Source organism: Flavobacterium sp. 9AF (genome assembly GCF_902506265.1).
Taxonomy (GTDB): Bacteria; Bacteroidota; Bacteroidia; order Flavobacteriales; family Flavobacteriaceae; genus Flavobacterium.
The window spans coordinates 1,147,849-1,173,417 of sequence record NZ_LR733556.1 but is presented as its reverse complement, the minus strand read 5'-3'; the positions used below and the strand labels follow the sequence as shown (position 1 = coordinate 1,173,417).

Sequence of the window (25,569 nt, the reverse complement as noted above, 5' to 3'; positions counted from 1 at the left end):
TTATTCTTGTATTGTTTTTAGAAGGGTAATCAAATCATTTGCTGTTGTTGCTTTTTGGGTATAACTAGAGTAGTTAAAAACAATATCGTTGTACCAATTTGTGTAAGCAGGAATTATGTTTTGTAAGTTTTCTTGATCAATGAAATGAACAGAAAAAGAAACTTCCATAGGTAAAGTATTCTCTAGTAATAATTCTAATCTGTTTTTAAAATAGGAAGTATTGAAATAAGGAATATAATTTGGAAAAATTACTGTTATCATTGGAACATCCTGATTTATAGTAGAAATGCTTTCATTTTGTATAGAAAAATAATATGGTGTTTCTGTTGCAAAAGTTTCAGACCAATTGACAGATGTACTACTAGAATAGGTAACTATTACATCATAACTAACACTGTTATTTATAGTGATTATATTAGACGTATTCAAATCGTTTTTTGTACCAATCTCAATTGTTGTAGCAGTTTGAAGTAAAGTATATAAACTAATTATATCTGTGTAGGTAAGTGCTTCATTAATTGTGTAATAGGGTCCGTTAAGAATAGAAGAAGTGATTACAATAGTCGTATTTATAGGATATAATAAACTGTTTTCAATACACAAAACCCCTTTGCGTTCTTTTAAAAACCATAATGACTGTTGAATTTGCTCGACTTGATCATTGCCCGTAATCCAGTTTTCATCTGTTTGATTGGTATCTCTACGTGAACTATAGTTTTCTGAATCAAATGTTTCTAAAATACTTTGCAAGAAATTAATGTATGGTGTTTTAAGACTTAATAAAAGATTTAGTTGTAACTCTAAACCAGAAAAATCAATAAAGTCTTGTTTTCTTATTTTCTCAATTTGATCTACTTTATTGGTGTTAAAAACAAAATCGGTTTCGAAGTTTTCATAGCTATTAAAAGAGAAATCGGTTTCTGTTTCAGAATGAAAATTAAGGGAATCAAGTTGAGCAAATAATTCATCCTGATTTTGTAGATCAATTTTTGAAAGGGAAGCTATTTTTTTTGCTCCCAAATAATTATATCCTTTGTATCTGTTATAGGATAATAAACCAAGATTTTGTAGATATAGACTTTTAATGATAATTTTATCTTTTTGGCTGTTACCTGTATATAACGAGCCATCAATAATTGCATTAATGTATAAAGGTGATTCACCATGTCTAGCTAACAAATGATCTAAAATATCATTGCGTCTTTTTAAATTGTCGTTATCTGCTTCCATACAATTTTGTAACCCTTTAATGTAGGAGTTGTATGGATCTTCTTTGAATTTTTTCCAGCTGATTTCTTCTGCTACATTAGGTGTTTGAACGTTAAGGCTGTAGTTGAAAACAGTATTGTTTTTAAGTAAAGGCTTAATATTGGGAACCGAATATAAAGCCTGATAAAAATAGGTAGGCGAAAAACTTAAATACGGTACTGGATAGATATTTTGCTCCTTTTGAGATTGTGTTTTTGTGGCGTAAAAATTTTTTAATTCGGAAGGAGTACCTGTAATCCCATTCTTAAATGAGAATAACTGATGCACATTGGCCAACTGAGAAAATTGGTTGGCTAATATTTGATCGTATAAAGTTAAGTAGCCTTTTAACTGGCGTGATTGTGCTATTTCAAAATCTGAAGCGTTTGAATTGATATCATTCTCACCTACAGCATAAATTTCAGGAAAAGTATTTTGTATTGAATAGTAGGAATTAATGTCTCTAAACTTGCCCTTAGGTAAATGGTCTTGTTGCTGTTGTGAAGTATCCGAAATAAGTTTTGAAAGAGCAATCGATTTTTCTTCGTTTATAGCATTAGTAGCACCTGCATTGGTATAGCTTATTGTTAATTCTGAGAGGTCAAATGTTAGTATTTCGCTAATTGTAGCGGTAACAAAATCTAATGGTTGTGCTTCTTTAATTTGTAAATTTTGTATGCTATGTACAGCAGCAGTAGATTGAAAAATAGTAATAAGATCTCTAAGGGTTACCGAGTTTTTTTTCTCACTAAGTTTGGCTTCATTAATCCATCCATGTCTCATTTCAGGACCGTTATAAATTGTATTTGTACATTCATCCTCAGAAAGGAGTTCGATGGTATTTTCTCGTATTACTTTTGGAAAAATATAATAATGAATTTTATTTTCTAATAAGGTAATTATTTTAGAAGCTTCTTCTTCACTACTTATTTGAAGCTGCCCTGTTAAGGTGTATTTTTTTTCTTTTAAAGGTTGTGGTACCCAAAAGAGTTCGCCTAAATTTCTTCGTTTATTTAAACGATAAAAAACGGTATTACAAATGGTTAATTTGGTGGCAACATCTTTTATTTGAGGATTTATTGCAAGATAAATACTGTATGTGCCTTTTACATACGATAAATTACTTTGGATTGGAACAATTACTACATTGTCAACTTCATTAACTTCATCAATAATGTATTTTATATAATCATTAGGAGTTATAGGAGAAGTAGTGAGTATTTCATTGGGTAGATAAAACTGATCTTTAATAATGAGTTGGTCATTATGATCTGTTAAAATATCTTTTATATGGAAATTATTACAATAACCTAGTTCTGTTAAAGCATAACAAAGCTGATCCAAAATGGTAATACCTGGATCACTAGGATTTAGATTCGTCCATTCATTACCTGCAATTTTAGTAATATAATCTAATCCTTCATTTTTTAATGAAGTAAAATCCTGAGTTAAAGGTAGTGGGTTATTTATAATATAATTATTCTCTTTCATTGATTCTATGATTTGTGCTAGAAGCGATGAGTAATTCTGGGTTTTGTACCAATGATATTTCGGTTACATTATCTGTAGTAACAGTAGTTCCGTTTGCATCTATTCTAGAAGTTGTGAAATACAATTCAGACACATTACTTACACCAGAGATTGTTTTAATATAATTGATAACATCTATATTACTGAGTGGTTCATCAATAATAATTTGAAGGTTATTTGTGGTTATCCATGGTGATAAAAAGAGTGATAAACCGGTTTGGATTTCTTTTTCTACACCTTGAAATTCATAGCCATCAAAAAGAGTGATGGTTGCATTTACAGTAACTGATAAAAATGAAAAATTTGCAACATTTATAGAGGTAAAAGCACTCACCCTTTCAGACAGATACTTTTGAATTTTTTCCTCTTTGCATACTGAAATCATAGGAGTAAACGCATTATAATCATTTGCATTATCACATTTTTTAACTACATATATTTGTGCTTTTTTATTGTTGTAAATCGACTTAGAAAAAAAGATTTCTGGAAATTCTTCTTGAATCATGCGATAATAATCGGTTGTACTCGCAATGCGATCTTTAGTTTTAAGACGGTTGCTTACACGTATATTTTTAATACTTTCTGTTTCCATTGGTTTTCCTCCAAAGGAAGGGAAAGGTTGAGAAACACTTTCAATTTCAGGAATAGAAGACTTAGGTTTTGTTATAACATTAGCATTTATTTTTGGTGCTGTTGAAGCTGATAGAAAAGTAGTTCCAGAACGAGATAACAATATACCATTGGTTTGTAAAAAAGTAATGTCTGGGTAATTTGAGACAGCACTTTTAGTTGCTAAACAAATCCAAAAATTTTGACTAGACATTATGTTTGTTTTATTGCTACAATCTTTAGGTATATTAAATGTGATGATTCCTGAACAACTTAGATTATTGGTTCCATCAGATAACACAGGAAGTAATTTCCACCCATTAGTACTCAAATAATAATAATCGGGTTTTGTATTGGTTGGAATAGTACCTTCTTTTCTGCCTAATTCGACATAAAGATTCATTATGTTTGGAGCCAAAACATCTTTTAATTCGATATATAAAAACCCTTTATAATTGTAAAAAGAAGATAGTAAAGGAATGCCATTATTAGGCATAGGGTCTAAATGATTTTCTCCTACATTAAAATTATAAAGAGGTAAATCACCATTATTATTATATGTTGAGTATGTAGTAAAAGGCGTATAAGCAAAACATTGTAAAGGATAATTTCCCGTTTGGGTTACATCGTAATATTCAGATACAGTGTAATTCGCTGTTATTTTTTTTAATTTTGGTGAATAAGGTAGTTTGGCAGCTGTTGCTAATTTTTTAGGATTCGTTTTCGGGTCTTTTGAAATGAGTAAAGCATTTTGAAGTGCAATATTAGAAACTACTTCTGGATAGATTTGACTACCAAAACCATACGGATTAGGACCCGTTAAGGACATTTTTATAAATCCAGACCTACTTTCATCAGAATAAACAAAAGGAGTATTTTGGATGCTAGGATCAAACATTGTTTTATTTTCGTTTCCTGAAGGAGAAGTATATCTAAAAAAACTATTTTCTGTTAAAAGACATTCTTTTGTACTGTCATTCGTACTGAAGAGTAAATTAGCCGTTGTGTCTGCTTCAGGTACACAATAAGGATTTGGAACATAGGGAATAGGAGTGATGCTTCCATCTAATGCTATTGCAACCCCTTCTTTAATCATATGGAATGAAGACCAAGAACTATTGTTTAAAATTTCAAAATCAACTGTGAAACAAACATTATTAAAAGGAATAGTTGGGTCGGGTTCAAGGATTCCTAAAAGGTCTTTTAATAGTTGTACAATTTCTTTTAATAAAGCAATAATGGAATCTACAATTTTTTGAAATGCACTTTTTACAATATTTAAGCCGCCTTTTATGATGTTTTCTAATTTTTGTAGTAACCCATGTGATTTTTGATTTGGGAATATTGATTTGCTTTTTTTAGTATTTTGAGTTGTTGCAGAAATATATTTGTTGTATTCTAAGTAGTAATTCTGAAAACTATCAGGTAGCGTATCCCAGTTTAAGTTAATTTCTAATGTTTGTAAAGGTTTACTAAAAATTTCCGAACTACCTATAATAAAATTGCTGTTTATAACAGGAGTAGGACCGAATAATTCAAATGGTTTTTTAGGGTCCAATGCACCAAAATCGTTAGCTAATTGCAAAGAAGCAACATTATTTACCGTAATGTCCCATTGCAATGCATTTAAAATAGGAATATTACCACTTGGGAAAGAAGTAAAGACTATTTTTAATAAAGGCCATTCACAAGTATAACCATCAGGATTTATTGAAAATGCTTCAATAGCAGGTTGTTTATTGTCTAAAGAAATGTTTAAAATAACTGAGGTTGTGTTGTTAGAATCTTCTGTAATTGAGGGAGAAATTGCAAACCAATTTTCTTGAGTACTGAGATAGAAATGAGCATTGTTTAAAAAAATAATCGCATTAGGTTCATTAAAAAACAACGTCAGTTGAATATTTCGACCACCTTCTTTGAGTAACAATAATGGAGAAGCTAAAGCAAAACCAAAATCCACAGTTGTTGCTAGAGGAGAGATATTGCCACCAAAAATAGGCCAACCCATTATTTTCCCTGATTCGTCTTTTTGAAGGGTAGATGGAGAGGCAATTTCTTGTAAAAAAGCAGTGTTGCCTTCATTTAGAGTTGAAGTAAAAATGGTTTTAGCACGCAACACCGAAGCAGGATTTAAACTAACTTCTTCATTAGATGAGAAATAAATGGGATTATTTTCGGTATCAATACCCGCAGTAAATAAGGTGTTTTTTGGCAATAAAAATGCCGCATTTTTTTTTGCCAATTGAATGGAGGCAAACACTTGATCTGGTTGTGCTTTTTTGAGCTGTTGCTTTAAGATATCAGAATAATAAAAGTTCAAATGCTTTTTTGAAATTTCATTTATTTCTTTACAATGATTCATTAATAAATTAATGAAAGTACGCATCAATACAGTATCCGGAAAATTACTTTTCGTTTCTTTTAGTTTGTGAAAGGCAATTTTTGCATAATGGGTTAACGATGTAAAAAAAGTAAAAAGTTCCTCTCCTGATTGTTTAATAACTCGAATAAAATCGGGGATTTTATTTTTTAAGAAAGTGGCATCCAAATGTAGCACTTCCCAAAATGTTTTTTTGTCTTTATTTTGTTTCCAAATTTGTGGGTTAGCCTTTTGAAAAACAGACCATTCAAAGGCTTCTGAGGTAACAATGATTTTATGTAAAATTAATTGTTTTCTTAATGATAATAAAGCCCATAATTGAGCACTATAAATATTTTCAACCTGATAGATTATATATTCTTTTAGACTAAACTCTTGATTGGATTGTAATAAAAAATGAATCCAGCGTTCTAATTTTAAGAACAATTTAAAGATTTGGTCAAGAAGCGAAACTATTAAAGAACCAATATTTTGATCGTTTTGATCTTTCTCATACAAAATATTGATATGTGAGCAAGTTTGTAGAAAGACTGTTTGTTTCTTACTCACATTAGTTCTTGAAATAGTTGCCAGAATCACAATAGGGTCTTTTAAAATAAAAGGAGACCAATTGCCATTAATTTGATTGTAAGAGTCATAAAAATTAATTAATGAAGCAAAATCAGCTATGAAACCCAGCCAATCACGCTCTGTTCTGCCATCTATCAAAGTTGACGATGGCACCAAAGCTTCTTTAAGGGAAGTCATAAATGTATTTTGATTCAGAGAATTCATTTATCTGCTTTTTAGATTAGTTCCTTCTTTTATGTAAAAAGGAAATACATAATTGTGTCTTGTATTAGTATTATTAAAAATATATACCACTTGAATTTCTATAAGTCCAGCTACTATATCTGTAAAGGATACATTTACTTCTTTTACAGTAATTCTGGGTTCATTGTGCATTAAAGAGAATTTTACAGTATCTTCTATTTCTCCCTTTAGTGTTTCGTCCATTTTTCTAAAGAAGTACTGTTGTAAACCAGAACCAAATCTGGGATTTAAAATGCGTTCTCCATTATGAGTTAGTAAAATGGTATTTATCGATTGGTTCACATTTTGTTCATAGTCGGATAAGATCAGCTGATGGTTTCCCACTGAAAAAGTGACTGGGAAAGCCCATCCTGAACCTAAAAAATGGTTTTCTTCTTTGTATGTTTTACTATTATTATCCACCTATCATTACATTAAATGCGCCTAAAACAATACTTCCACCATGTGCGGTAGAATCACCTACACGGGCAGCAGGCATGCCACCAATCATTACTGTTGCAGAACCTTTTACGATAGAATCGGGAGGACCTACACAGGTTAACATATCACCTACTCTTGCAGCAGGTAGTTTGCAAATAAGTACAGTAGGTTCTCCTGGACCAATTATTGGTCCGCCTACGTGTGGAATAGGAGCGGGTACTGCAGGAGTTTGCATAGGACACTCATGAAAATCGGTTAATCTTGCTGCTGGAGGCATATTTTTTATTTTTTAATTAATCATTACCATAGCCGCTTTCAAGGTTAGTTGTGTACCTCCTTGCACTTCGGCTGTTAAATTTCCTTTAGCTGTGTATTGTGTTTGAGCCGTTTCTTTTATATTTATCCCACTAGTTGCTACATCACCAGCTGATGAATTTATTGTAATTCCTTGGTTACCTTTGATGTTTACTTTCTGTGTAGCTTCTATATTAATATCTTTGGCACTTTTTATAGTAATGCCACTACTCGACATTACAATACTATTGTCATTTTGATCTTTGACAGTTATTTGTTTGTCTTTATCACTTACAATAATTGTGTTTTTATTAGGAGTAACAAGTGTCCATACGACATTTTCATCGTCAAATTCGATTGCCATTTTTGATTTTGAAACTATGGCTTTAATACTGTTTTTTTCATTTGGATTTAATCCTTCATAAGGTTTTATTTTAGAACTACTATAAACACTTCCTAGGATAATAGGATATCTAGGATCTTCATTTAGGAAACCTACAATAACTTCATCACCTACTTCAGGTAGAAAAAAAACGCCAGCTCCATTGGTAGAATAAAAATTTGTAAGTCTTGACCAAACCCCTTCTCCGTTAGTGTCAAATAAAGGAATAGTTACTAAAATCCGATATTGAGAATCAGGATCTTCATAGATTTTTTTGACAGTTGCATTAAATAGACCCCTAGCTCCAGGAAGTAATCCAGAAGCAGGCGGTGCCATAACATCGGGTTCTTCTGTAAACCAAATAGGAGACATTCCAATATTTATTTCAGTCAACCAATTTCCATCAGACAAGTCATGCGAAACGCTAGAAATAAAATGATCCCCATTAAATCGGTCGCCAAGACCACCCAACGTAATATAATTTCCAGGATTTACTAAATTGGTTCCCTGAAATTTAGCTTCTCCTTGAATTTTAGAATATTCACTTTTTATTAATTGTGCTTTTGACCAATTAGTTAAATCGTCATTTTCAAGAGGAGCTGTAGTTTGTAAATCATAATCAGAAAGTCCTATTACATCTGCAAGTTTTTTAGTAGATAAATTTCCTGGTCCTGTGACATTGGCATTAGATTGCATAGAGGCAATGGCCTGATTTTTATAATCCCATGTACTTGCTTTTACAGTATTTGTTTGTGTAATAGCATTTAAAATAGCATTAAATTGCATCAATCCATTTCCATAAGAAACGTTTAAAACAGGAGAAGTATTGGCATCTGGTGGAGCTACAGTAACAGTTCCATTAAGAGTTGTAATTAGCATACCGTTACTTTCTGCCCTAGCCATAATAAAATCCCAATCGCTAGCATAATATTGTATTTGTTCAGGCCAAGTTGTTGTTGTGGCTGTTACTTTGGCAGTTAAGCCAGAATAGGTTCCAATAATAGATGAAATAATATCACTGTCTTTCTTTTTATTGAAAGTCAGACTTTTTCTACCCACAATCATTTTAATCGCTTCATCCTTACATTCTATTTCTAATGCAGAACCTACAATTTCATCTATACGAATGGTTTGTCCGGTAATGATACCTTGAAAGACAGTTTCATTTTTGGAATCATAGCCACATTCAATTGCTATTTTGGCTCCAGGAACAAATGTGGAAGAAGAACTGGCATCAAATTTACCGGTCGTTGCTTCTCCATCTAAAATGGTTATGGTGGCAGAAGCAATTCTATTTACTTCTTTTCTTATGTTTATAGACAATACATTAAGATCACTAGAAATTGCAGAACCATCCACTTTTACAGTGAATGTTGCTGTGTTACCTGTTGCTATTTCGGTTTGTGTTGCCATTTATATAGGTTGTATGATAGGAGGAAAAATTAATTTTTGCCCTCCTTTTAAATTTCTAAATTTGTTTAGATCGTTGTATTGAGCTACTTGAATATACATTGAATCATCATTCCAAGTTTTTTCGCATAGTTGAGGTAATGTATTCCCTTCTACAACATTTACTAAATGAGTAATATCTGGAGATTCTTTTTTGTCTAATTCTTCTACATTTTGAGGTGAGATATATTCTGAAAAACTTAAAGATAGTTTCGCTCTTAAAGGACTACCATCTGATTTAAAAAGTGTAAAAGAAGTATCCATTGACTTTAAAACACCTTTAAAAACAATATTTTTTCCCCATTGCACTTTTACAAAATTGGGACGATGAATAGTTCCGTTATAAGTATATATAATGCTTTCTAGGGCATTAATTTCTTTAAACATATCGGTTCTATCAGGATCTACTACTCCTGTACAATCTATGGTAATGTCAAAACTTAGTTTCTCTACTGGAGTACTTTTATATTTTTGAGATGGGGCGCTTGTATTGGGTGCCTGTTGTTCATTGTATTCAATACCTCTTTGCCATTTAATGTTTTCAGGGTTTAACATAACGGTATAAGGTTGACCACTAAAAGCTTGCTGGAAATTTTCATCTGTATATCCTGTAATTTTCATTAATTCCAAACTGCCACTCATATCTTTTACATTATCGTTTATAGTTGCTTTTTTTTGTTTTTTCAGTAATCATTCTTCTACACTCATCGAGTAATTGCTTTTTTAATAGATTAATTTCATTCTCTTTTGGAATATCTTCTCGTATTTTATTACTAGAGGTTATTTCAGTTTTAATGATTAATTCTCTAATTTCTATTGGCATAATCTATCTAGGCAAATAAGTTAGTAGTTGAAGTTTCAGAAGTAATTACAAAATAATTATAAGCTAGTTCAATCGATTCCATAACAATTTCATTCTCTTGTGATTTTAAATCTGAAATAGCATATTTTACAGGGTAAGCATTATAAAATGTCCACATAATAGATACTGTACCTTTTTCGTCTAATAAACTAACTGAGACGTCGTGTGGTTTTATAGGATTAGCCAAACCTTGATCTAAAGTATTTGCACACCAATTCATCAATTCTGATCCTTTAGATACCAAGGCCCTTTTCAGAATTAGATTTTGACTAGTAGTGAGTGTAGGGAGCCGATATTTAAATCGGTTTTCCCCACCACATACTACTTCTTCCATATTAAATTCTTTTGAAATTCCAGATACTTCCTTAAAAGCGGCATCTTCACCTTTAAAAGAAAGTTGGAAATAAAATCCAACAGGATAATTACTTGCCATTTGTAATGATTAATTGTTCGTGAGCAATTTCAAGTGTATCCACTGCTACTTCATTTCCATCCGATTTTAAATCGGTGCTGGTAATTTTTGTGGGCCAAGCATTGTTCAATTGCCATTGCATGGTGGTTCCGCCTTTTTCGTCCAGTAAACGAATAATAACCGTTCTTCTTTTAATGGTGTTCATCGTGATTTGTGCATGCCAATCCCAAAAAGTATTGTCATTTACAAATACACCACGTTTCATAGTTACGTTTCCATATTTAGTAATACCTGGCATTTTTTCAGTTGAAAATAAAGGGCTATTACTTTTTCTATATTCAATAATTTGGTTTTCAACATCCATTCCAGATACTTCCTGAAATGCTACTTTTGTTAGTTCAGTTCCCAGATCCACTTCAAATCGGAACTTTGGCATGGGCCATGTTGCGCCTTCTACGCTTCCGTCATCTGCTGCCATAATATTTTATTTTTTGAATTATTAAAAAATTGTGTTTAAAAAAATGTTTCTTAGCTTGATGTAGCCATTTGTTGTTGGAATGTTAAAACGATAAATTCGGCTGGTCTTACAATAGCTACTTTAATAGTTACTTTCATAAAACCATTTAGAATATCTTCAGAAGTCATGGTTGTTCCTAATCCACAAGCTACAGAAAACGCATCTGAAGCGGAAGCACCTTGTAAACCACCTTCTTTCCAAATGGAAGTTAAAAAACTGCCAATCATCGCTTTTACGGCTTCCCAAGTATTTTTGTCGTTAGGTTCAAATACATATGCATTGGCAGCCAACTTACAAGATTGTTCTAAGAAAGTCATCGTTCTTCTTACAGGTAAATATCTCCAATCTTGACTATTTCCGTCTAAGGTTCTGGCACCCCAAATTAAAATTCCTAAACCATTAAAGAAACGAATGGCATTGATTGATTTCCCAGAAACGGCATCCACATTTAAACCACCTTGTTGTGTTTCGGATAAACGAATAGGTAAAGATGAAACTCCTACCATAGAGGTGTTTGCTGGTGCTTGCCAAACGCCTTCTTGATTATCAGTGGTCGTGATAACTCCAGCCATTCCACCACTTGGAGGTAAAATATTAGCATCAAATAAGATGTGTTTAATCATTAGACTATACGTTTTACTAGCATTGATTAAAGCATTGTTGTTTTGAGTAACCGTTAATCCAGAATTAGGATTATTGATATTTCCCATAATACTCGCTACACTTGGATTTGGATTATCTGCGGGATTTAAAATAGCTTCTAATTGTTTGGTATCTCCACCAAATAAATTAGTATAATCGATATCTTGGTTTTGCATTATAGTGGTACCTACAAATGGATAATAGGCTGTGCCATAATTTAATCCTTGTGAACCCGTATTGTTTCTAAAAGTTTCAATATCATTTGTGTACATAATAGGATCGGGATTTCTACCGCCTATAATGTCAAAAATGGCTACTGCGGTTTGCATTTCTGTACACTGTAATAACATACTTTGCATTAGAGTACCATTGTTTTCCACACTAAGTAATGTGGCTTCTGGACAAATATACATAGTAGGTTCTTGTTCATTTAATAATAATGCGAGACCGTTTTGTAAATCGGTTAATTGCACATTTGGATTGATAATTTGATCGCCAGGATTTATAGGTGTGTTTGAAGGTGCACCATACGAACCTACTGATACGATATAAGCATCGCCACCACCATTTTCGTAGAACAATTTGATACTATTATACAAATAATATATAGTATTTGGATCAGGTACAATGGAATAATAAGCATTATCAATAAGCATATAATCTCCTTTTGTAGGCTGACTTTTTTGTTTTACTAAATAATACTGTGGCTGGTACTGTTTTGCTGGACTCGCTGGTGGAGGCGGATCTGGAAAGCAATAAATAGCTTGAAACTCTGCAAAAGAGGTGATTTTCTGTGCTACATTGGTGTATGACTTACCTTCATACGAAGCTGTGGGTGTGTACCCGATAAATGCGGGAACTGCTGTTGCAACTGGGACTACCGAATTAGGAAATGCATTCAATTCGTTAATGTAAACACCAGGCGATTTGATGTTAGATTCAATCATGGTTTTTCATGTTTATTTTTATTAATTGTTTATATATATACATACATGGGCGATGTAACTGTTTTATTTTCTGATTCTTCTTCTATTCCTAAAAACTTTGGATTTGGATTAGGTAACCCTTTAAAAATAACTTTTCTTGTTGAGTTGGTCGATATAGCTTTGTCTATCAAATCAAATTTATAGTTGACCCCTTCACTCATTTTTATCAAATTTTTACCCGATGAAAAAAGGAGTGCTTTTTTTCCATTTGCAATAGTAACTGGGATAGCTTCTTCAAAAGAAATGGTATTCTTGCTTACAATTTGAGGATTGCTAAGAGATAATTGACTTTCATTAATAACATAATAGCGCCATTGTGTAGCTCTAGAATTCAATTGTATTAAATAATTGCAGTTGAGCTTGTTTATAAATTGAGTAATAATATCTGTAAAGAAAATTTTTAGGGTACCCATACCATTTGCGCTTGCAACTGTAATGTAATTATTTTGGAGAATTAAAGTCTCGGTTTCTACTGTTACCAGATTACTTAAAAAAGAGTACTGAACTATTGCATTAGTAGGAATGTCTGTAAAAGAATTAAAATTTGCGTTAGTTGAGACGATTTCGAATTCAAAGCAATCTATTCCTGTATTGTTTTCAATGTAACTTAAGTAATCTTTTGCATTGCTATTTGTACTGTAAAAAGTAAAACCATTGCTATTTTCGTTTATTCTAAATCCATATTTTTTTATTAGAGATAAAGTAGTAAAAGTGGGTTTAAAAACCAGGCAATTGCATATTCCGTTTTCAAAGTATTCATGAAAAACATGTAATGAAAAAAGGATATGGAAAGCGGTTTTCATACGATTTTTATTTAATGATTTTCGGTTTGGGTTATGGCTGTGGTAAAGTTTTCATTATCAAATGACTGAATGCTTATTAATCGCGTTTTGTAAACTATGGAAGGTTGGTATTTTGCACCCATAGCTGTCCATAAATTGTGCATTTGATTGTAATTTAATTTAGCTACTTCAAATTCTAGTTTGTTTAAACCAGATGGAATGTTTGAAAAATTAGTAGCATCTAAAACCACATAGGATTGAAAAAACTGAATCACTGAATTTAAAAACTTTAAGGATTCCTCATAATTTTCAAAATTTGCTGTAATGAGTAAATCCAAGTTAAAACGTTGCGTTGGATTTAGATCGCCATAACTGCCATTGGCTAGCTTTTGATTGCGAACATAGAAAGGTTGTAACGTTTCTTGCTCAATATTAATTAATGAAATAACAATTTTGTTCTCATTCTTAGTAGGTATTGAACCATTAGTGTCTATTATGTTGTTTAAGATCACTTTACTTTCACTCAATTGATATCTATTCTTGATATATTGATCAAGAACCGAAGTAGTGAATTGTAGTGATTTCATTAACATAAACAAACAATTTAATTGGTGAAAAAAGAAACCTTTTTCTCGATTTCATTTTTATTGACGTAAAGTTAAAAGGCTTGTTTCAGTAAATGAAGAAAAGGCAATATACCTTTCGTGTACATCCATTAAAAGGGCATAGACAAAACGTAGACATATATTGGATAGCAAAGGTATATTCGTACAGAAATAAAAATAAGAAAACGACTCACAAAGTTGATTTGTAAGAGTTACATAAGAGAAATAAACAAATGTTTTTTTAAGGAATTTTAAAAACTAAATCGCTTTTAAATAGGAGTGTAGATCTAATTCTTTGCTAAGTCGCATTTTCTTTTTTAAGCGATATTTGTGAGTACGCACACTTTCCTGATTAATGCCTAACAAACTTCTAATATCATCGTTAGACATGTTCATCTTTAAATAGCAACAATATTTTAAGTCTTTGGTAGTCAATTGCGGGTGCTTTTTTGCTAATAAGAGCAGGAAATTTGGGTTTGTTTTTTCAAAATACAGTTTGAAATCTTCCCAGAGTTTCGTGTCATTTGCAGAAGTTTTAATCGCGTTTACAATAGAAAGAAGTTCCATACGTGTAGCATTATCGACCGATGGACAAAGTGTTTTAATGCGTTCTTTTACACTGTGTAACACTTCCAGTTTTTGATCTAGTTCTAACACATATCGGCTCATATTTCGATTTGTATGAGTGATATCTCTCTCAATGGCTTGTGCTGCTAAAGAAGTATTTGGAATCGTATTTTGAGACTGATTTTTTAAAAGAAAAATAGATCGTACAGTAGAAGTAAAAAAAGCTTTGTTGTGGATACTTTCCAAAGCATAAGAAAAAATAATGTTTTTATCGTTACATAAATAAGATTGAGAATCATAATGATTGTAAAGACACAAAAGAGGAATTTCCGGTTTGTTTACAAAATGATTGAAGTCTTCAATTGCATTTTGATTATTTCTGAAATTAAAAATGAGTAAAGAAGGATACAAGGATTTGGTTATACTCAATAAATCAGTTATGCGAGAAACAGAAATAACATTGACTAGAAAATTGGGAATGGTTTTTAACCGATCCAATAAAATAGCCAACATGTCACTCTGATCGCAACCTATCACTATTGTTTTTTCCTCTTTCATCATGTTGTTTATCGTTGTCTAGATGTTTGATGAATGTTTTATTTGTTACTTTTCTAACTAAAAAGTGAATGGTTAATGTGTTATCTTTTTTTTGAAAAAGATAGCATAGCGATTTCTACTGTTAAAAGGTACTGATTTTTTATTTTACTTTTTTCAAATGTATTTTAAAAAAAATTTAAAAAAATGAGTAGAATTACCTGTTTTTAAGAACAGGGAAAATGAGAAAAACAAAATAGGTTTACTTGAAAGGCAATAAATCTGGAGTTAAGAATACTTTTTTTGCCTGTTCAGAATGGTAAATATCCTGATTATAATGTTGTGCTATCATTTCCTTAAAATGAGTGAGCAGTCTAGGATAAGCCGCTATAAAATCTTTAAAATGACTGTAATTTTCTTTAGATATAAAATGAGCGACCACTTTTACAGCAGCAACAGTTAATGTCATATTAAATTTATCTTCTGCGCCCACAAGGGTTACAAAATGTTTAAGTTGGCTTACAATATTTTGTTCCGCTTGAGCCACACCATAATGTTGAATATGAATCCACGCGAGTCGTAAATGCGCTTCATGAGTGAACAATTCGGGAGGAAAAGTACCGGCTTTAAAGCGTTGTTCAAAAGCTGTATCAGATAATTCGTAATGATTTTGCATGGTAGTGAGTGTTTATTGGCAAGGTCCTTTGCCGTAATTATTCATAATGGTTGCAGTTACTTCTTTTAACGTTTTTCCTGTTTCTGGATGTACATCATGAAAAGTAAAAAACTCATATTCATTTTTGTTTGCCGATTTTCCATACCACAAACATGCTTTTCCATTCTTTTTATATGGAGTCGTATCGCAAGGAATAATTTTTTTAAAATTCTCAATTAATTTTTCATCTTTTGGAATTACTATTATATTGGGATTTTCATTCATAGCATTGCAATCTATTTCTTGATAATGATCTTTTATCCACGCCATACATTCTTTTTCAGATGTAAAATAATTAATGCCTAAAAAAGTGAGAAGTAGAGATGAACCAGCTATAGAAATTTCTCGGATATATTTTCTTAAAAAGTTGATTTTGATAGTAGATTCGTTATCATCTTTTTTTTCTTTTTCTTTTTCTTTGGTCTTCTCTTTCTCTTGTTTCTGCGAATCTAAAGAATTATAAATATTTTCTATTTCATCTAATGACATTTTTGAAAACCTGTTGAAAGGTCTTTCATCAAAGCCTACTAACATAGCGGCTAAGTCTAATCCATTACTGTCTTGTAGAAATGATTTACCTTTTGAAAAAAACTTACCAATAGTTTTAAATTTACTCATTGGCTCTGTCTTATTCAACTCAAATGTTTGGTCTATAGAAAATTCAAAACCAAAATATAATTTAAAACTCTGTAAGTCATCTTTTTTCTCTTGCTCTCTAAAAAGCATAATACATAAGTTTCTAAGTCTGGCTTCAGTAGGGTTTAATAGAAAATTTGCATGAATTCCATTTTTTTCAATTTCATATTTTTTTTTAATGCATTTTCTGTATGCGTCAAAGTATTTATTTCCCATATTTTTTATTTAGATTTTTCAGATTTTTTCAGATTCTAATAGATTTTTTCAGATTTCTTAATAACTATCAGAACTATCAGAATTTCATATCAACACTGCCAAAAAAATGACAAATCTTTGTCTCAGATTTAGTTCTTGTTCTTCATCGCGATAAGAACAAATGTACAAAACTACTTCTAAAAAAGTGATGCTAAACAGATTAGGATTTTTATCTGGGAAGTATAAATAAGACTTTTCTGTTCCAGCTCACTTCACTTCCCACAACAAAGTATTCACGGCAATAGCTGTAAAAATCAATTATCGAGACTTTCTCGAACGGCTATTCCTATGTCCAATTTTTAATAAAAAATACAATGAAAATTATATATTTATTTATAGCAGTTGTTTTGTTCTCAGTAAGCTTTACCTCATGTACAGCCGAAGATATTTCAGATAGTGTAAAAACCACACAGTACGCAGATGATGATACAGGTGGGCAAAATGGTCAAATAAATCCACCACCACCACCAGCGCCAACAATTCCATAAGCATATGGCAAAAGTTTGCTAATTTTTTAATACATTCGGGAAATGCAATTCGTTATGAAACATTTCCCGTTTTTATTTTTAATCCTTTTTCTCATTTCATGCGTAGATAATGAAAAGGATAAAGAGTTTTCTGACAGTTACACTAAAGGAGCGTTATTTGAAAATAAAAATATGCCAGATAGTGCATTTTTTTATTTTAATAAAGCGAAGTTATCTTGTAAACCTAATGAAGGAACTAGGTTAGTTTTTATTATTTTAAAAACAGCTCAATTACAAGAAAAATTAGGAGATATTGCTGGAAGTATAGAAACTGCAACCGAATCTTTTCAATATTTCAATAAATGTGATAGTATAAGCTATATATATTCTATTTATAATTGTTTAGGAATTGATTATGAACAACTAAAAAAGTATGATTCTTCTATTGAATATTATGAGAAAGCATTAAAGTTGTCTTCAGATCCTTTAAATCAAATTATTATAAAAAATAATATAGGAGTTATAAGTATAAGTTTAATGGAAGAGAAATACGAAACTGCTATCAATAAGTTTGATGAAATATTAAATAATCCTATTCTAAAATTAAATAGAAAATATTATGCTAAAATCATTGATAATTTGGGCTACGCATATTTTAAATTAGATAAAAAAGATTTAGCAATTAAATACCTTGAAGAATCATTAGAAATAAGAGATAGTTTAGGAGATGATTTTGAAAAAACACCTTCACTAATTCATTTAGCTCAATTTTATCAAAAAATAGATCCTAAATCAACTGTAAATTATGCTAAAAAAGCTTATGAATCTGCAAGAATTGTTAATAATCCAGATGACAAATTAGAAGCTTTAGACATTCTTGTAAAGAATAGTTTGACTGTTGATGAATTAAAGTATTATTATAATCAATTTTACAGAATAAAAGATAGTGTAGAATTTGTTAGACAAACGACTAAAAACCAATTTGCAGATATAAAATATGATTTTAGAATAACAAAAGAAGAAAGCGAGAATCAAAAGAAGCAAAAAATAATTTATTTATTACTTTTTATATTAAGTGTCTGTATTGCTTTAGCAATTTTTTATATTATTCATAAAAAGAATAAAGAAAGAGAAGAGAAAATCAGTTATGAAACAGAAACCCGCATTTCCAAAAGACTGCATGACGAATTAGCTAACGATGTATTTAATACATTAACTTTTATAGATACTCAAGATTTACAAAATCCACATAACAAAGAAACCGTTTTACAAGATTTAGATGCTATTTATGATAAAACCAGAAATATTTCTAAACAAACCAGCGAAATAAGAACAGGAAAAGAATTTAGCGAAACCCTAAACCAATTATTTATAAGTTATACTTCAGAGCAAGTAAATGTTATAATACAAGGATTAACAGTTGTCGATTGGGGAAAAATAAAAGAAAACAAACAAATTGAAGTCTATCGTATTTTGAACGAACTACTGGTAAACATGAAAAAACATAGTCAAGCGAATTTAGTAGTGATTCGTTTTGAAAATTTACCCAAAAACATACAAATAAAATATTCCGATAACGGCAAAGGTTTTGAAAAAGATAAGGTTTTCAAAAACGGACTTCAAAATGTGGAAAACCGTATTCATAGCATTAAAGGAAAGATTAATTTTGATTCTGAAACAAACAAAGGAGTAAAAATTAATATTGAATTTCCCAAATAAGGTAGCGTATGTTTTCAAAAGTAATTATAGCAGAAGATATAGACGGATTAAATTTTGCAGTAAAGCAAGCACTTAAAGAATTGCATATTTTGGAAGAACAAATAGATTATGCAAAATATTGCGACGATGCCTTGTTAAAAATAAAAAGCGCACTGCAAAATAATACTGGTTTCCAATTACTCATAACCGATTTGTCTTTTAAAGAAGATTATCGAAAAGATACTCAAAAATTGCATTCTGGTGAAGAATTAATTGTGGCTGTTAAAAAAGAACAACCTCGTATAAAAGTAATTGCTTTTTCTATTGAAGACAGACCGTATCGCATAAAATCATTATTCGAAAAATATGATATTGATGCTTTTGTAATGAAAGGGAGAAACAGTATTCCCGAATTAAAACAAGCGATTACCACTGTTTTTGAATCGGATAAAAAATATGTTTCCCCCAGTTTAAGTCACGTCTTACAAGATAAAACAGCTAATGAAATAGATGCTTACGATTTAGATTTACTTAAGCAATTGTCTTTAGGAATTACACAAGACGAAATGGAAACTAAATTTAAAGAATTAGGCATTACGCCCAATAGTAAAAGTACTATTGAAAAACGCATCAACAAACTTAAAATTAATTTTAAAGCCAATAATACGGTACATTTAATTGCTATAGCCAAAGATTTAGGATTGGTGTAAAATATATTATACTTAATAAATGACCTAACAGATTAAAATTTGTTAGGTCATTTTTTTTATACCTAAAAAAAAATTGAGTTTACGGTTTTCCGTAAGGAATTGATAGGTAATGGGTTTAAGTTTGGAATATAAAATAACAAAAAAAATGAGAACAACCCTATTAACCCTATTATTGACTTTTAGCTTAACGCTGCAAAGTCAAACCTTTCAAAAAAAAGAATTATTAGCTTCTTGTTGTGAAAAAGAAGGAGGAAGATGTACGGGTTCTGCTAATTGTACAGCTTGCAAAAATTGTTCTGGATGCAAACATTGTTCTAGTGGTGGTAGTTGCGGTGTTTGTGCAGCAACAAAAACAAAAACTTTTCCGTCCATTTCCCATAAAAAAACAACTACTGCCGCAAAAGAAAAACTAACCCAATTTGAATTAGAAAAGCCTAAAAGTAAAACAATTACAGTTAGTTCACTTACAGCAAATCTAAGAAAAGAACCCAAAACCACAGGGATAATTGTTCAAAAACTGAAAAAAGGAGACGAACTTACCTTAATTGAAAAAAAAGGAGATTGGATTAAAGTGGGATTGAACAAAAATAAGAAATTAGGTTGGGTTCCTGCTAAGGATGTAAAACAATAAAATATGGAAATACAAGTACAATTAAAAGCTTTAGCGGAAAAGATTCATCTGCTAAAGAATAAAATAGAAACAGAAGAATCGACAAAACATGCTTTTGTCTTACCGTTTATAAATCTTCTAGGATATGACACATTTAATCCAACAGAGGTCGTTCCAGAATTTACAGCAGATATTGGATTGAAAAAAGGAGAGAAAGTTGATTATGCAATTTTTGAAAACAATGAACCTATTTTAATTATAGAGTGTAAAAATTGGAGAGAAAATTTAAGTATTCATAACTCACAACTATTGCGCTATTTTCATGTTACTAAAACACGTTTTGCCTTACTTACAAACGGTATTCAATATCAATTTTTTACAGATTTGGACGAAAAGAATAAGATGGATGAAAAACCATTCTTAGAATTTGATATAACCAATGTAAAAGAAAATGTGATTAATGAGATTGCGAAGTTTCATAAATCAAATTTCGATGTAAATAATATTGTAAACAATGCTAGTTCTTTAAAATATACAAAAGAGATTAAAAAATTGATACAAGAAGAGATTAATACTCCTTCTATCGATTTTATTCGATTGTTTGCTAGTAAAGTATATTCAGGAAGGTTAACAGAAAAAGTAATAGATGAATTTAAAGATTTAGTGCAAAAGGGGTTTAACCAATACATTAGTGAAAAAGTAAATGACCGGCTGAATGCTGCTTTAAATAAAGAAGCCGAAAAACAACAAGTCGATGAAAATGAAGAAATAACAGAAACTACAAAAGTAGAAACTACTGAAGAAGAATTAGAAGGCTATAGAATCGTGGTGGCGATACTTAGAAGGAAAATAACTATTGACAGAATTGTACATCGTGATACACAATCTTATTTTGGAATTTTGTTAGATGACAACAACCGAAAGCCATTATGTCGATTGCATTTTAACGGAAGCAAAAAATATTTAGGTCTTTTTGATGAAAAGAAAAATGAGACTAGGCAAGCTCTTAGCTCTATTGATGATATTTATCAATTTGAAAAGGAATTGCTTGAAACCGTTGGGTTTTATGAGGTTGAAAATCAGGTGTAAATGCGTGTAAATAATTATTAAAATTATGATAATTTTAAAAGTTTGCTTAAACTATTTAAAAAAATAATCTAATTCAATAAAATCTAATATTATGGAGAAAGCCTACAGTTTTAAGAAAAAAAATAGCACTAATGAAATTCACATTTTTGAAGGTAAATTTACTATTGATGCTTGTAATGCAAATAGTGAATCTATTTGTAAAAAAATGAAATTAAACGAAGGTAATTGGCTTAACGAAAGTACTTGTTTGAATGAACAACAAGCTAGAGAAAAGCTGCTAAAATAGGGAAAAATGTCTGTGGGATTTGTGTTAGTCATCTATATACAACATACTAACATCTTATCATGAAATACTACAGAATAATAATATGTTTAATTTTAATGAATATTATAATGCTATTTATAATTCAGCAAATTAAAAAAGATAAAGAATTAGAGAATCAAGTTTCTTATTCTGATGAAGTTTATAAAGAGAATCTATCTTCGAACAGTAGAAATGAATGGTATGTTGGCGGAAATTTACATCGATCAAAAATCGAAGAGTGGAAATCAGCAACAGATGAAAATAAAATGGCTACTTGTGCAGATTTTATTATGAAAATGAAACCTAATATTTCTATAAATGAAGCTAAAAGTCATGCTTTAAATTTGAAAAATTGTATTGATGAAGCTACTTATGGTTCAGATTATACTAATGATGAAAAAGTTACTCAAATTGCTGCAACATGCGCAATTATTTTAGGATATAATTAATTAAAAGATTGCTTATGACAAAAAAACTACTCCTCTTAACCCTCTTCCTTTTTTCCCTCTCTTGTAAAGAAACCCATCAAGAGCCCCTTAAAAGTCCCGAAGAGCAAATACAATCTTTTTATGCGGAAGAAGAAGACACTATACTTCCTAATGATGCAGAAGAAATAACTGAGGTTGAAAAGAAAACTTATCATATAGACAAAACACACAAATATGAGTACCGAACAGGTAGAATTGAGCATTATGAATACAATTATGATATTGTAGGTCATGATGCAGAAGGAAATGAAATAAAAGGGAACATTAATATTAGAAATAAATATGGAGCAGGTAAAATTGTGAATGCCAAAGGAGAAAAGAAAGATGTATTTGTACAATGGATAGATTATGGTAAACTTATAGGGAAAGACCAAGATAGTATTACTTATGAATTTGTAGTAGAGTAACTTTTTTTAAAAAAATAGTAATCCTATAATTTTATACATTGAAATTACCATTGATTTTTGAAATTGAAATTGAAATTGCCATTGCCTCTTAAAATCGTATTAAAAAAATATTCCTTATTTTCACAAACCCAATACTATAAAACCAAATCCCATAATGAAATTAAAGTGTATTGTTCTTGCCTTATTTTACAGCCTATTTTCATGGAGTCAAATTAAAATTTGTTCTTGGAATATCGAAAATTTAGGAGGTTCAAAAAGTGAAAAGGATATTAGTTATATGGCGCAAATAGTAAAAGACTACGATATTGTAGCCTTGCAAGAAGTTATAGTGAGTGATGCAGGAGCTCAAGCAGTTGCTTTATTAGTAGAAACTTTAAATAGAAAAGGAAATCATTGGGACTATGCCATTAGCAATCCTACTTCGGGTAATGCTTATAAAGCAGAACGATATGCTTTTTTATGGAAGCCTAATAAAGTTAAGAAAATAGGCGATCCTTTTTTAGAAGCTACTTATGTAGAAGAAATTGAAAGAGAACCTTTTTTAGGAACGTTTACATACGAAGGAAAAGAGATAACCTTGGTAAATTTTCATGCTAAAACCAAAAAATTACAACCTGAAACCGAAATAAAATATTTCAAGTTTTTTCCTAATTTGTATCCCAATAAAAATTTGGTTTTCATAGGAGATTTCAACTGTCCGCAATCACATACTGTTTTTTTTCCATTACGAAAAATGGGATATGAATCGGTATTTGTCAATCAGAAAACATCTTTGCGTCAAAAATGTATTCAAAATGATTGTTTGGCTTCCGAGTATGATAATATTTTTTTTAACACAAAAAAATTTGAAGTAATCGATAAAGGAATTATTCCTTTTTATCTTGATTTCCCAGAGATACAAGAAGCCCGAAATATTTCTGACCATGTGCCTATTTGGGTTATTTTAAAATAATTAGCTATGCATTTTTTTGTGACAAAATGAATTGCAATAAATTATTTTGTCACAAAGTTGTGGCAAATCCTACTGTGACAAAAAAAAATTGACACAACATAAATTGACACAACATAAATTGACACAAAAAAGGCATCTATTCCACTTTAACCATCTTTCCCGACCATGAAAAACGATTTATCGATGAGGTAAAATAAATTTCATTTTTTACAATACGATTTACTTTAACATACATTTGATCTTCTACATCATAAGTAGGATTTGGAAAAGTGTTTTTAACACAAGTAGTTACAAACTCACAATCGTTAATCCATTCAATTTTAGAATGTATTTCATATTTGCCATTTTCATGGTATTCAATATGATCCTTTTCATGGATGACCACTTTAATTTTTTTATTTTCATAATAATACACAAATGTACCTTCATGTAATAAGTCGCAATCGTATTCTTCTATAGGTTTGATACTTAGGAACAGGCCTAAAAATAAAAAGAATAAGAAAAAAAATGCAATACGTTTTAAAAATGATAGAAGAAAAAGATTAGGCCACTTTGGGTTAACCGCTTTGTTTTTGGCACTTTCCTCTTCATAGATTAAAATAGACGCTAATTTCATAATGCTATTGTTTCAAATGGGTTATTAATACAACTTCTTTGTTAATAGCATGATTCGAAAATACGCATTATTATTGAATTCGATTTTGCATTTTGTCGAAAAAGCTAAAAAATTAAGATTTTTTTTAGAATGATTTTCGTACTATAATAGGTTTGATAATGTTGCACTTGTGAACAAATACAGCTTTTCAAAAGAGAAAGGACGCATTTGAAAATATAAATTTATTATATTCGTTTTTCTCAAATCTAGAAACTTTGCAATATATACTATTATTTATAGGTCTTATCTTCTGTCTCGTTTTTACCTACAATGTTATCATCGAGCCTATTTATGCATTTTTCTTTCGAAAACCTATATATGTGCATTGGTATCTTTTTCCAAAGAAATTAACCTTACAACAAATGCAACTCTTGTATGATAAATTTGAGTTCTACCAAAGATTACCGCAAAATCAAAAAACTTATTTTGAGCACCGAGTAGCTACTTTTATAAAGAAATATCCTTTTATAGGGAAAGATGGAATAACGGTTACAAACGAAATGAAAATACTTATTGCAGCAACAGCAGTTATGTTAACATTTGGTATGCGAAAGTATTTGTTTACAGTTATAGATAAAATTATTATTTATCCGGATGTGTATTTTTCTACTTTTAACCAAGCGTATCATAAAGGAGAGTTTAATCCAAGAATGAAAGCCATTGTTTTTTCTTGGAAGCATTTTTTAGAAGGTTATGCCATTGATAATGATAATTTGAATCTAGGATTGCATGAATTTGGTCATGTATTGCATTATCAAGGTATCAAAAGTTCCGATACTTCAGCAACTATTTTTTCGGTTACTTATGACGAAATTATGAAAGAAGTAAAATATCCTGCCAATTATAATCGCTTAGTGCAATCAAATTACTTTAGAATTTATGCTTATACTAACGAATTTGAATTTGTGGCAGTCATACTCGAACACTTTTTTGAAACACCAGAAGATTTTAAAAGAGAATTTCCTCAATTGTATGAAAAAGTTAAGATGATGATTAATTTTTCTTCAACCGAATAATATACTAAAAAATCACCAGTATTCCAATGATTTAAGTGCTGTTTTTTAACTTATATATGCCTAAATTTGTAGTAACAAATATAGTAAGTCATGAAACAGAAAGTTCCAATTTCAACTATAATGTCGACCAATGTGGTAAAGTTGAATGTATCCGATGATTTGACCAAAGCAGAGATGCTTTTTAAAAAACATCATATAAGACATATTCCTGTGGTTTCAAGCAATAAAATTGTAGGAATGTTGAGTTACACCGATTTGTTACGAATCTCATTTGCTGATGCAGTAGATGAAGACGAAGATGAAATAGATACAACTGTTTACAATATGTTTACAGTAGAACAAGTCATGGCAAAGAAATTGGTAACGGTTAGTCCAGACACTACAATAAAAGAAGCAGCAGAAATTTTAGCCACTAAAGAATTTCATGCATTACCAGTTTGTGAAGGGAATTTGTTAGTTGGAATTGTTACGACTACCGATTTAATCAAATATTTAATTGACCAATATTAAAAAAAGCTGTCTGAAAATTCTAAAA

Annotated in this window: 27 protein-coding genes; 11 read left to right on the top strand and 16 right to left on the bottom strand. The window is 30.6% G+C overall.

Features of this window, described 5'->3' with window-relative positions:
• The 15 genes from HALO113_RS05630 to HALO113_RS05560 form a co-directional block, all read right to left on the bottom strand.
• Positions 1-2,739, bottom strand: a complete 2,739-nt coding sequence (locus tag HALO113_RS05630; protein WP_159778092.1) for a hypothetical protein — start codon at positions 2,737-2,739, stop codon at positions 1-3.
• On the bottom strand, positions 2,726-6,541 hold the full coding sequence (locus HALO113_RS05625; protein WP_159778091.1) for a hypothetical protein: 3,816 nt from the start codon (positions 6,539-6,541) through the stop codon (positions 2,726-2,728). Before HALO113_RS05625 ends, HALO113_RS05630 begins: the two co-directional genes overlap by 14 nt.
• A complete protein-coding gene (locus HALO113_RS05620; RefSeq protein WP_159778090.1) occupies positions 6,542-6,982 on the bottom strand; it encodes a GPW/gp25 family protein in 441 nt (146 codons plus the stop codon). It lies immediately after the preceding gene.
• On the bottom strand, positions 6,975-7,277 hold the full coding sequence (locus HALO113_RS05615; protein WP_159778089.1) for a PAAR domain-containing protein: 303 nt from the start codon (positions 7,275-7,277) through the stop codon (positions 6,975-6,977). The genes HALO113_RS05620 and HALO113_RS05615 overlap by 8 nt, the downstream gene beginning before the upstream one ends.
• 12 nt (positions 7,278-7,289) lie before the next feature.
• On the bottom strand, positions 7,290-9,089 hold the full coding sequence (gene vgrG / locus HALO113_RS05610; protein ID WP_159778088.1) for a type VI secretion system tip protein VgrG: 1,800 nt from the start codon (positions 9,087-9,089) through the stop codon (positions 7,290-7,292).
• A complete protein-coding gene (locus HALO113_RS05605) occupies positions 9,090-9,767 on the bottom strand; it encodes a hypothetical protein (protein ID WP_159778087.1) in 678 nt (225 codons plus the stop codon).
• A 10-nt stretch (positions 9,768-9,777) separates the two neighbouring features.
• Positions 9,778-9,948, bottom strand: coding sequence for a DUF5908 family protein (locus tag HALO113_RS05600; RefSeq protein ID WP_159778086.1), 171 nt, complete (start codon positions 9,946-9,948; stop codon positions 9,778-9,780).
• Positions 9,949-9,955: 7 nt separating this feature from the next.
• Complete coding sequence (locus HALO113_RS05595) at positions 9,956-10,420, bottom strand: phage tail protein (protein WP_159778085.1); 465 nt, start codon at positions 10,418-10,420, stop codon at positions 9,956-9,958.
• Positions 10,410-10,877, bottom strand: a complete 468-nt coding sequence (locus tag HALO113_RS05590) for a phage tail protein (protein ID WP_159778084.1) — start codon at positions 10,875-10,877, stop codon at positions 10,410-10,412. The genes HALO113_RS05595 and HALO113_RS05590 overlap by 11 nt, the downstream gene beginning before the upstream one ends.
• Positions 10,878-10,927: 50 nt before the next feature.
• Positions 10,928-12,505: a phage tail sheath C-terminal domain-containing protein gene (locus HALO113_RS05585; RefSeq protein WP_201297574.1), complete on the bottom strand. Its 1,578-nt coding sequence runs from the start codon at positions 12,503-12,505 to the stop codon at positions 10,928-10,930.
• A gap of 29 nt (positions 12,506-12,534) precedes the next feature.
• Positions 12,535-13,347: a hypothetical protein gene (locus HALO113_RS05580; protein WP_159778083.1), complete on the bottom strand. Its 813-nt coding sequence runs from the start codon at positions 13,345-13,347 to the stop codon at positions 12,535-12,537.
• An 11-nt stretch (positions 13,348-13,358) separates the two neighbouring features.
• Positions 13,359-13,919: a DUF4255 domain-containing protein gene (locus tag HALO113_RS05575; RefSeq protein ID WP_159778082.1), complete on the bottom strand. Its 561-nt coding sequence runs from the start codon at positions 13,917-13,919 to the stop codon at positions 13,359-13,361.
• A gap of 270 nt (positions 13,920-14,189) precedes the next feature.
• Positions 14,190-15,059 carry a hypothetical protein gene (locus tag HALO113_RS05570; RefSeq protein ID WP_159778081.1) on the bottom strand — a complete coding sequence of 290 codons (870 nt, stop codon included), beginning with the start codon at positions 15,057-15,059 and terminating at the stop codon, positions 14,190-14,192.
• A 235-nt stretch (positions 15,060-15,294) separates the two neighbouring features.
• Positions 15,295-15,708 carry a hypothetical protein gene (locus HALO113_RS05565; protein ID WP_159778080.1) on the bottom strand — a complete coding sequence of 138 codons (414 nt, stop codon included), beginning with the start codon at positions 15,706-15,708 and terminating at the stop codon, positions 15,295-15,297.
• 12 nt (positions 15,709-15,720) lie between these two features.
• Positions 15,721-16,599: a hypothetical protein gene (locus HALO113_RS05560; RefSeq protein ID WP_159778079.1), complete on the bottom strand. Its 879-nt coding sequence runs from the start codon at positions 16,597-16,599 to the stop codon at positions 15,721-15,723.
• Between the two features lie 353 nt (positions 16,600-16,952).
• On the opposite strand from HALO113_RS05560, the gene HALO113_RS05555 reads away from it, so the two are divergent.
• The 9 genes from HALO113_RS05555 to HALO113_RS05515 all read left to right on the top strand — a co-directional run bounded on the left by HALO113_RS05555 (position 16,953) and on the right by HALO113_RS05515 (position 23,363).
• Positions 16,953-17,126, top strand: a complete 174-nt coding sequence (locus HALO113_RS05555) for a hypothetical protein (protein WP_159778078.1) — start codon at positions 16,953-16,955, stop codon at positions 17,124-17,126.
• Between the two features lie 54 nt (positions 17,127-17,180).
• Entirely contained in the window at positions 17,181-18,824 is a 1,644-nt protein-coding gene (locus HALO113_RS05550; RefSeq protein WP_159778077.1) for a tetratricopeptide repeat-containing sensor histidine kinase, read from the top strand.
• Positions 18,825-18,832: 8 nt separating this feature from the next.
• Positions 18,833-19,513: a response regulator gene (locus tag HALO113_RS05545; protein WP_159778076.1), complete on the top strand. Its 681-nt coding sequence runs from the start codon at positions 18,833-18,835 to the stop codon at positions 19,511-19,513.
• A 145-nt stretch (positions 19,514-19,658) separates the two neighbouring features.
• A complete protein-coding gene (locus tag HALO113_RS05540; RefSeq protein ID WP_159778075.1) occupies positions 19,659-20,144 on the top strand; it encodes an SH3 domain-containing protein in 486 nt (161 codons plus the stop codon).
• A 3-nt stretch (positions 20,145-20,147) separates the two neighbouring features.
• On the top strand, positions 20,148-21,212 hold the full coding sequence (locus HALO113_RS05535; protein WP_159778074.1) for a type I restriction endonuclease: 1,065 nt from the start codon (positions 20,148-20,150) through the stop codon (positions 21,210-21,212).
• A 91-nt stretch (positions 21,213-21,303) separates the two neighbouring features.
• Complete coding sequence (locus HALO113_RS05530; RefSeq protein ID WP_201297572.1) at positions 21,304-21,498, top strand: hypothetical protein; 195 nt, start codon at positions 21,304-21,306, stop codon at positions 21,496-21,498.
• Between the two features lie 107 nt (positions 21,499-21,605).
• Complete coding sequence (locus tag HALO113_RS05525; protein ID WP_159778073.1) at positions 21,606-21,965, top strand: hypothetical protein; 360 nt, start codon at positions 21,606-21,608, stop codon at positions 21,963-21,965.
• A gap of 14 nt (positions 21,966-21,979) precedes the next feature.
• On the top strand, positions 21,980-22,411 hold the full coding sequence (locus HALO113_RS05520) for a hypothetical protein (protein WP_159778072.1): 432 nt from the start codon (positions 21,980-21,982) through the stop codon (positions 22,409-22,411).
• A gap of 154 nt (positions 22,412-22,565) precedes the next feature.
• Positions 22,566-23,363 carry an endonuclease/exonuclease/phosphatase family protein gene (locus HALO113_RS05515; RefSeq protein WP_159778071.1) on the top strand — a complete coding sequence of 266 codons (798 nt, stop codon included), beginning with the start codon at positions 22,566-22,568 and terminating at the stop codon, positions 23,361-23,363.
• A 136-nt stretch (positions 23,364-23,499) separates the two neighbouring features.
• Here the strand turns inward: HALO113_RS05515 and HALO113_RS05510 are convergent, their stop codons facing one another.
• A complete protein-coding gene (locus HALO113_RS05510) occupies positions 23,500-23,979 on the bottom strand; it encodes a hypothetical protein (protein ID WP_159778070.1) in 480 nt (159 codons plus the stop codon).
• A 254-nt stretch (positions 23,980-24,233) separates the two neighbouring features.
• Here HALO113_RS05510 and HALO113_RS05505 point away from each other — a divergent pair, with 254 nt between their 5' ends.
• Together HALO113_RS05505 and HALO113_RS05500 are read left to right on the top strand one after the other, a co-directional pair.
• The gene (locus tag HALO113_RS05505) at positions 24,234-25,034 is read left to right on the top strand and encodes a zinc-dependent peptidase (RefSeq protein WP_159778069.1); all 801 of its coding nucleotides are present in this window, start codon (positions 24,234-24,236) and stop codon (positions 25,032-25,034) included.
• A gap of 90 nt (positions 25,035-25,124) precedes the next feature.
• Positions 25,125-25,544 (top strand): CBS domain-containing protein, encoded by a 420-nt coding sequence (locus HALO113_RS05500; RefSeq protein WP_159778068.1) that lies wholly within the window; start codon positions 25,125-25,127, stop codon positions 25,542-25,544.
• Positions 25,545-25,569: the final 25 nt, after the last annotated feature.

Excerpts from the sequence above, each read along its gene's own strand:
- HALO113_RS05585 (WP_201297574.1), bottom strand. The coding sequence starts at position 12,505 with ATGATTGAATCTAACATCAAATCGCCTGGTGTTTACATTAACGAATTG.
- HALO113_RS05575 (WP_159778082.1), bottom strand. The coding sequence starts at position 13,919 with ATGTTAATGAAATCACTACAATTCACTACTTCGGTTCTTGATCAATAT.
- HALO113_RS05530 (WP_201297572.1), top strand. The coding sequence starts at position 21,304 with ATGGAGAAAGCCTACAGTTTTAAGAAAAAAAATAGCACTAATGAAATT.
- HALO113_RS05555 (WP_159778078.1), top strand. The coding sequence starts at position 16,953 with ATGAAAATTATATATTTATTTATAGCAGTTGTTTTGTTCTCAGTAAGC.
- HALO113_RS05560 (WP_159778079.1), bottom strand. The coding sequence starts at position 16,599 with ATGGGAAATAAATACTTTGACGCATACAGAAAATGCATTAAAAAAAAA.
- HALO113_RS05520 (WP_159778072.1), top strand. The coding sequence starts at position 21,980 with ATGACAAAAAAACTACTCCTCTTAACCCTCTTCCTTTTTTCCCTCTCT.
- HALO113_RS05595 (WP_159778085.1), bottom strand. The coding sequence starts at position 10,420 with ATGGCAAGTAATTATCCTGTTGGATTTTATTTCCAACTTTCTTTTAAA.
- HALO113_RS05565 (WP_159778080.1), bottom strand. The coding sequence starts at position 15,708 with ATGCAAAATCATTACGAATTATCTGATACAGCTTTTGAACAACGCTTT.
- HALO113_RS05580 (WP_159778083.1), bottom strand. The coding sequence starts at position 13,347 with ATGAAAACCGCTTTCCATATCCTTTTTTCATTACATGTTTTTCATGAA.
- HALO113_RS05510 (WP_159778070.1), bottom strand. The coding sequence starts at position 23,979 with ATGAAATTAGCGTCTATTTTAATCTATGAAGAGGAAAGTGCCAAAAAC.
- HALO113_RS05570 (WP_159778081.1), bottom strand. The coding sequence starts at position 15,059 with ATGATGAAAGAGGAAAAAACAATAGTGATAGGTTGCGATCAGAGTGAC.
- vgrG (WP_159778088.1), bottom strand. The coding sequence starts at position 9,089 with ATGGCAACACAAACCGAAATAGCAACAGGTAACACAGCAACATTCACT.
- HALO113_RS05615 (WP_159778089.1), bottom strand. The coding sequence starts at position 7,277 with ATGCCTCCAGCAGCAAGATTAACCGATTTTCATGAGTGTCCTATGCAA.
- HALO113_RS05630 (WP_159778092.1), bottom strand. The coding sequence starts at position 2,739 with ATGAAAGAGAATAATTATATTATAAATAACCCACTACCTTTAACTCAG.
- HALO113_RS05625 (WP_159778091.1), bottom strand. The coding sequence starts at position 6,541 with ATGAATTCTCTGAATCAAAATACATTTATGACTTCCCTTAAAGAAGCT.
- HALO113_RS05550 (WP_159778077.1), top strand. The coding sequence starts at position 17,181 with ATGAAACATTTCCCGTTTTTATTTTTAATCCTTTTTCTCATTTCATGC.
- HALO113_RS05600 (WP_159778086.1), bottom strand. The coding sequence starts at position 9,948 with ATGCCAATAGAAATTAGAGAATTAATCATTAAAACTGAAATAACCTCT.
- HALO113_RS05540 (WP_159778075.1), top strand. The coding sequence starts at position 19,659 with ATGAGAACAACCCTATTAACCCTATTATTGACTTTTAGCTTAACGCTG.
- HALO113_RS05545 (WP_159778076.1), top strand. The coding sequence starts at position 18,833 with ATGTTTTCAAAAGTAATTATAGCAGAAGATATAGACGGATTAAATTTT.
- HALO113_RS05515 (WP_159778071.1), top strand. The coding sequence starts at position 22,566 with ATGAAATTAAAGTGTATTGTTCTTGCCTTATTTTACAGCCTATTTTCA.
- HALO113_RS05535 (WP_159778074.1), top strand. The coding sequence starts at position 20,148 with ATGGAAATACAAGTACAATTAAAAGCTTTAGCGGAAAAGATTCATCTG.
- HALO113_RS05500 (WP_159778068.1), top strand. The coding sequence starts at position 25,125 with ATGAAACAGAAAGTTCCAATTTCAACTATAATGTCGACCAATGTGGTA.
- HALO113_RS05590 (WP_159778084.1), bottom strand. The coding sequence starts at position 10,877 with ATGGCAGCAGATGACGGAAGCGTAGAAGGCGCAACATGGCCCATGCCA.
- HALO113_RS05605 (WP_159778087.1), bottom strand. The coding sequence starts at position 9,767 with ATGAGTGGCAGTTTGGAATTAATGAAAATTACAGGATATACAGATGAA.
- HALO113_RS05525 (WP_159778073.1), top strand. The coding sequence starts at position 21,606 with ATGCTATTTATAATTCAGCAAATTAAAAAAGATAAAGAATTAGAGAAT.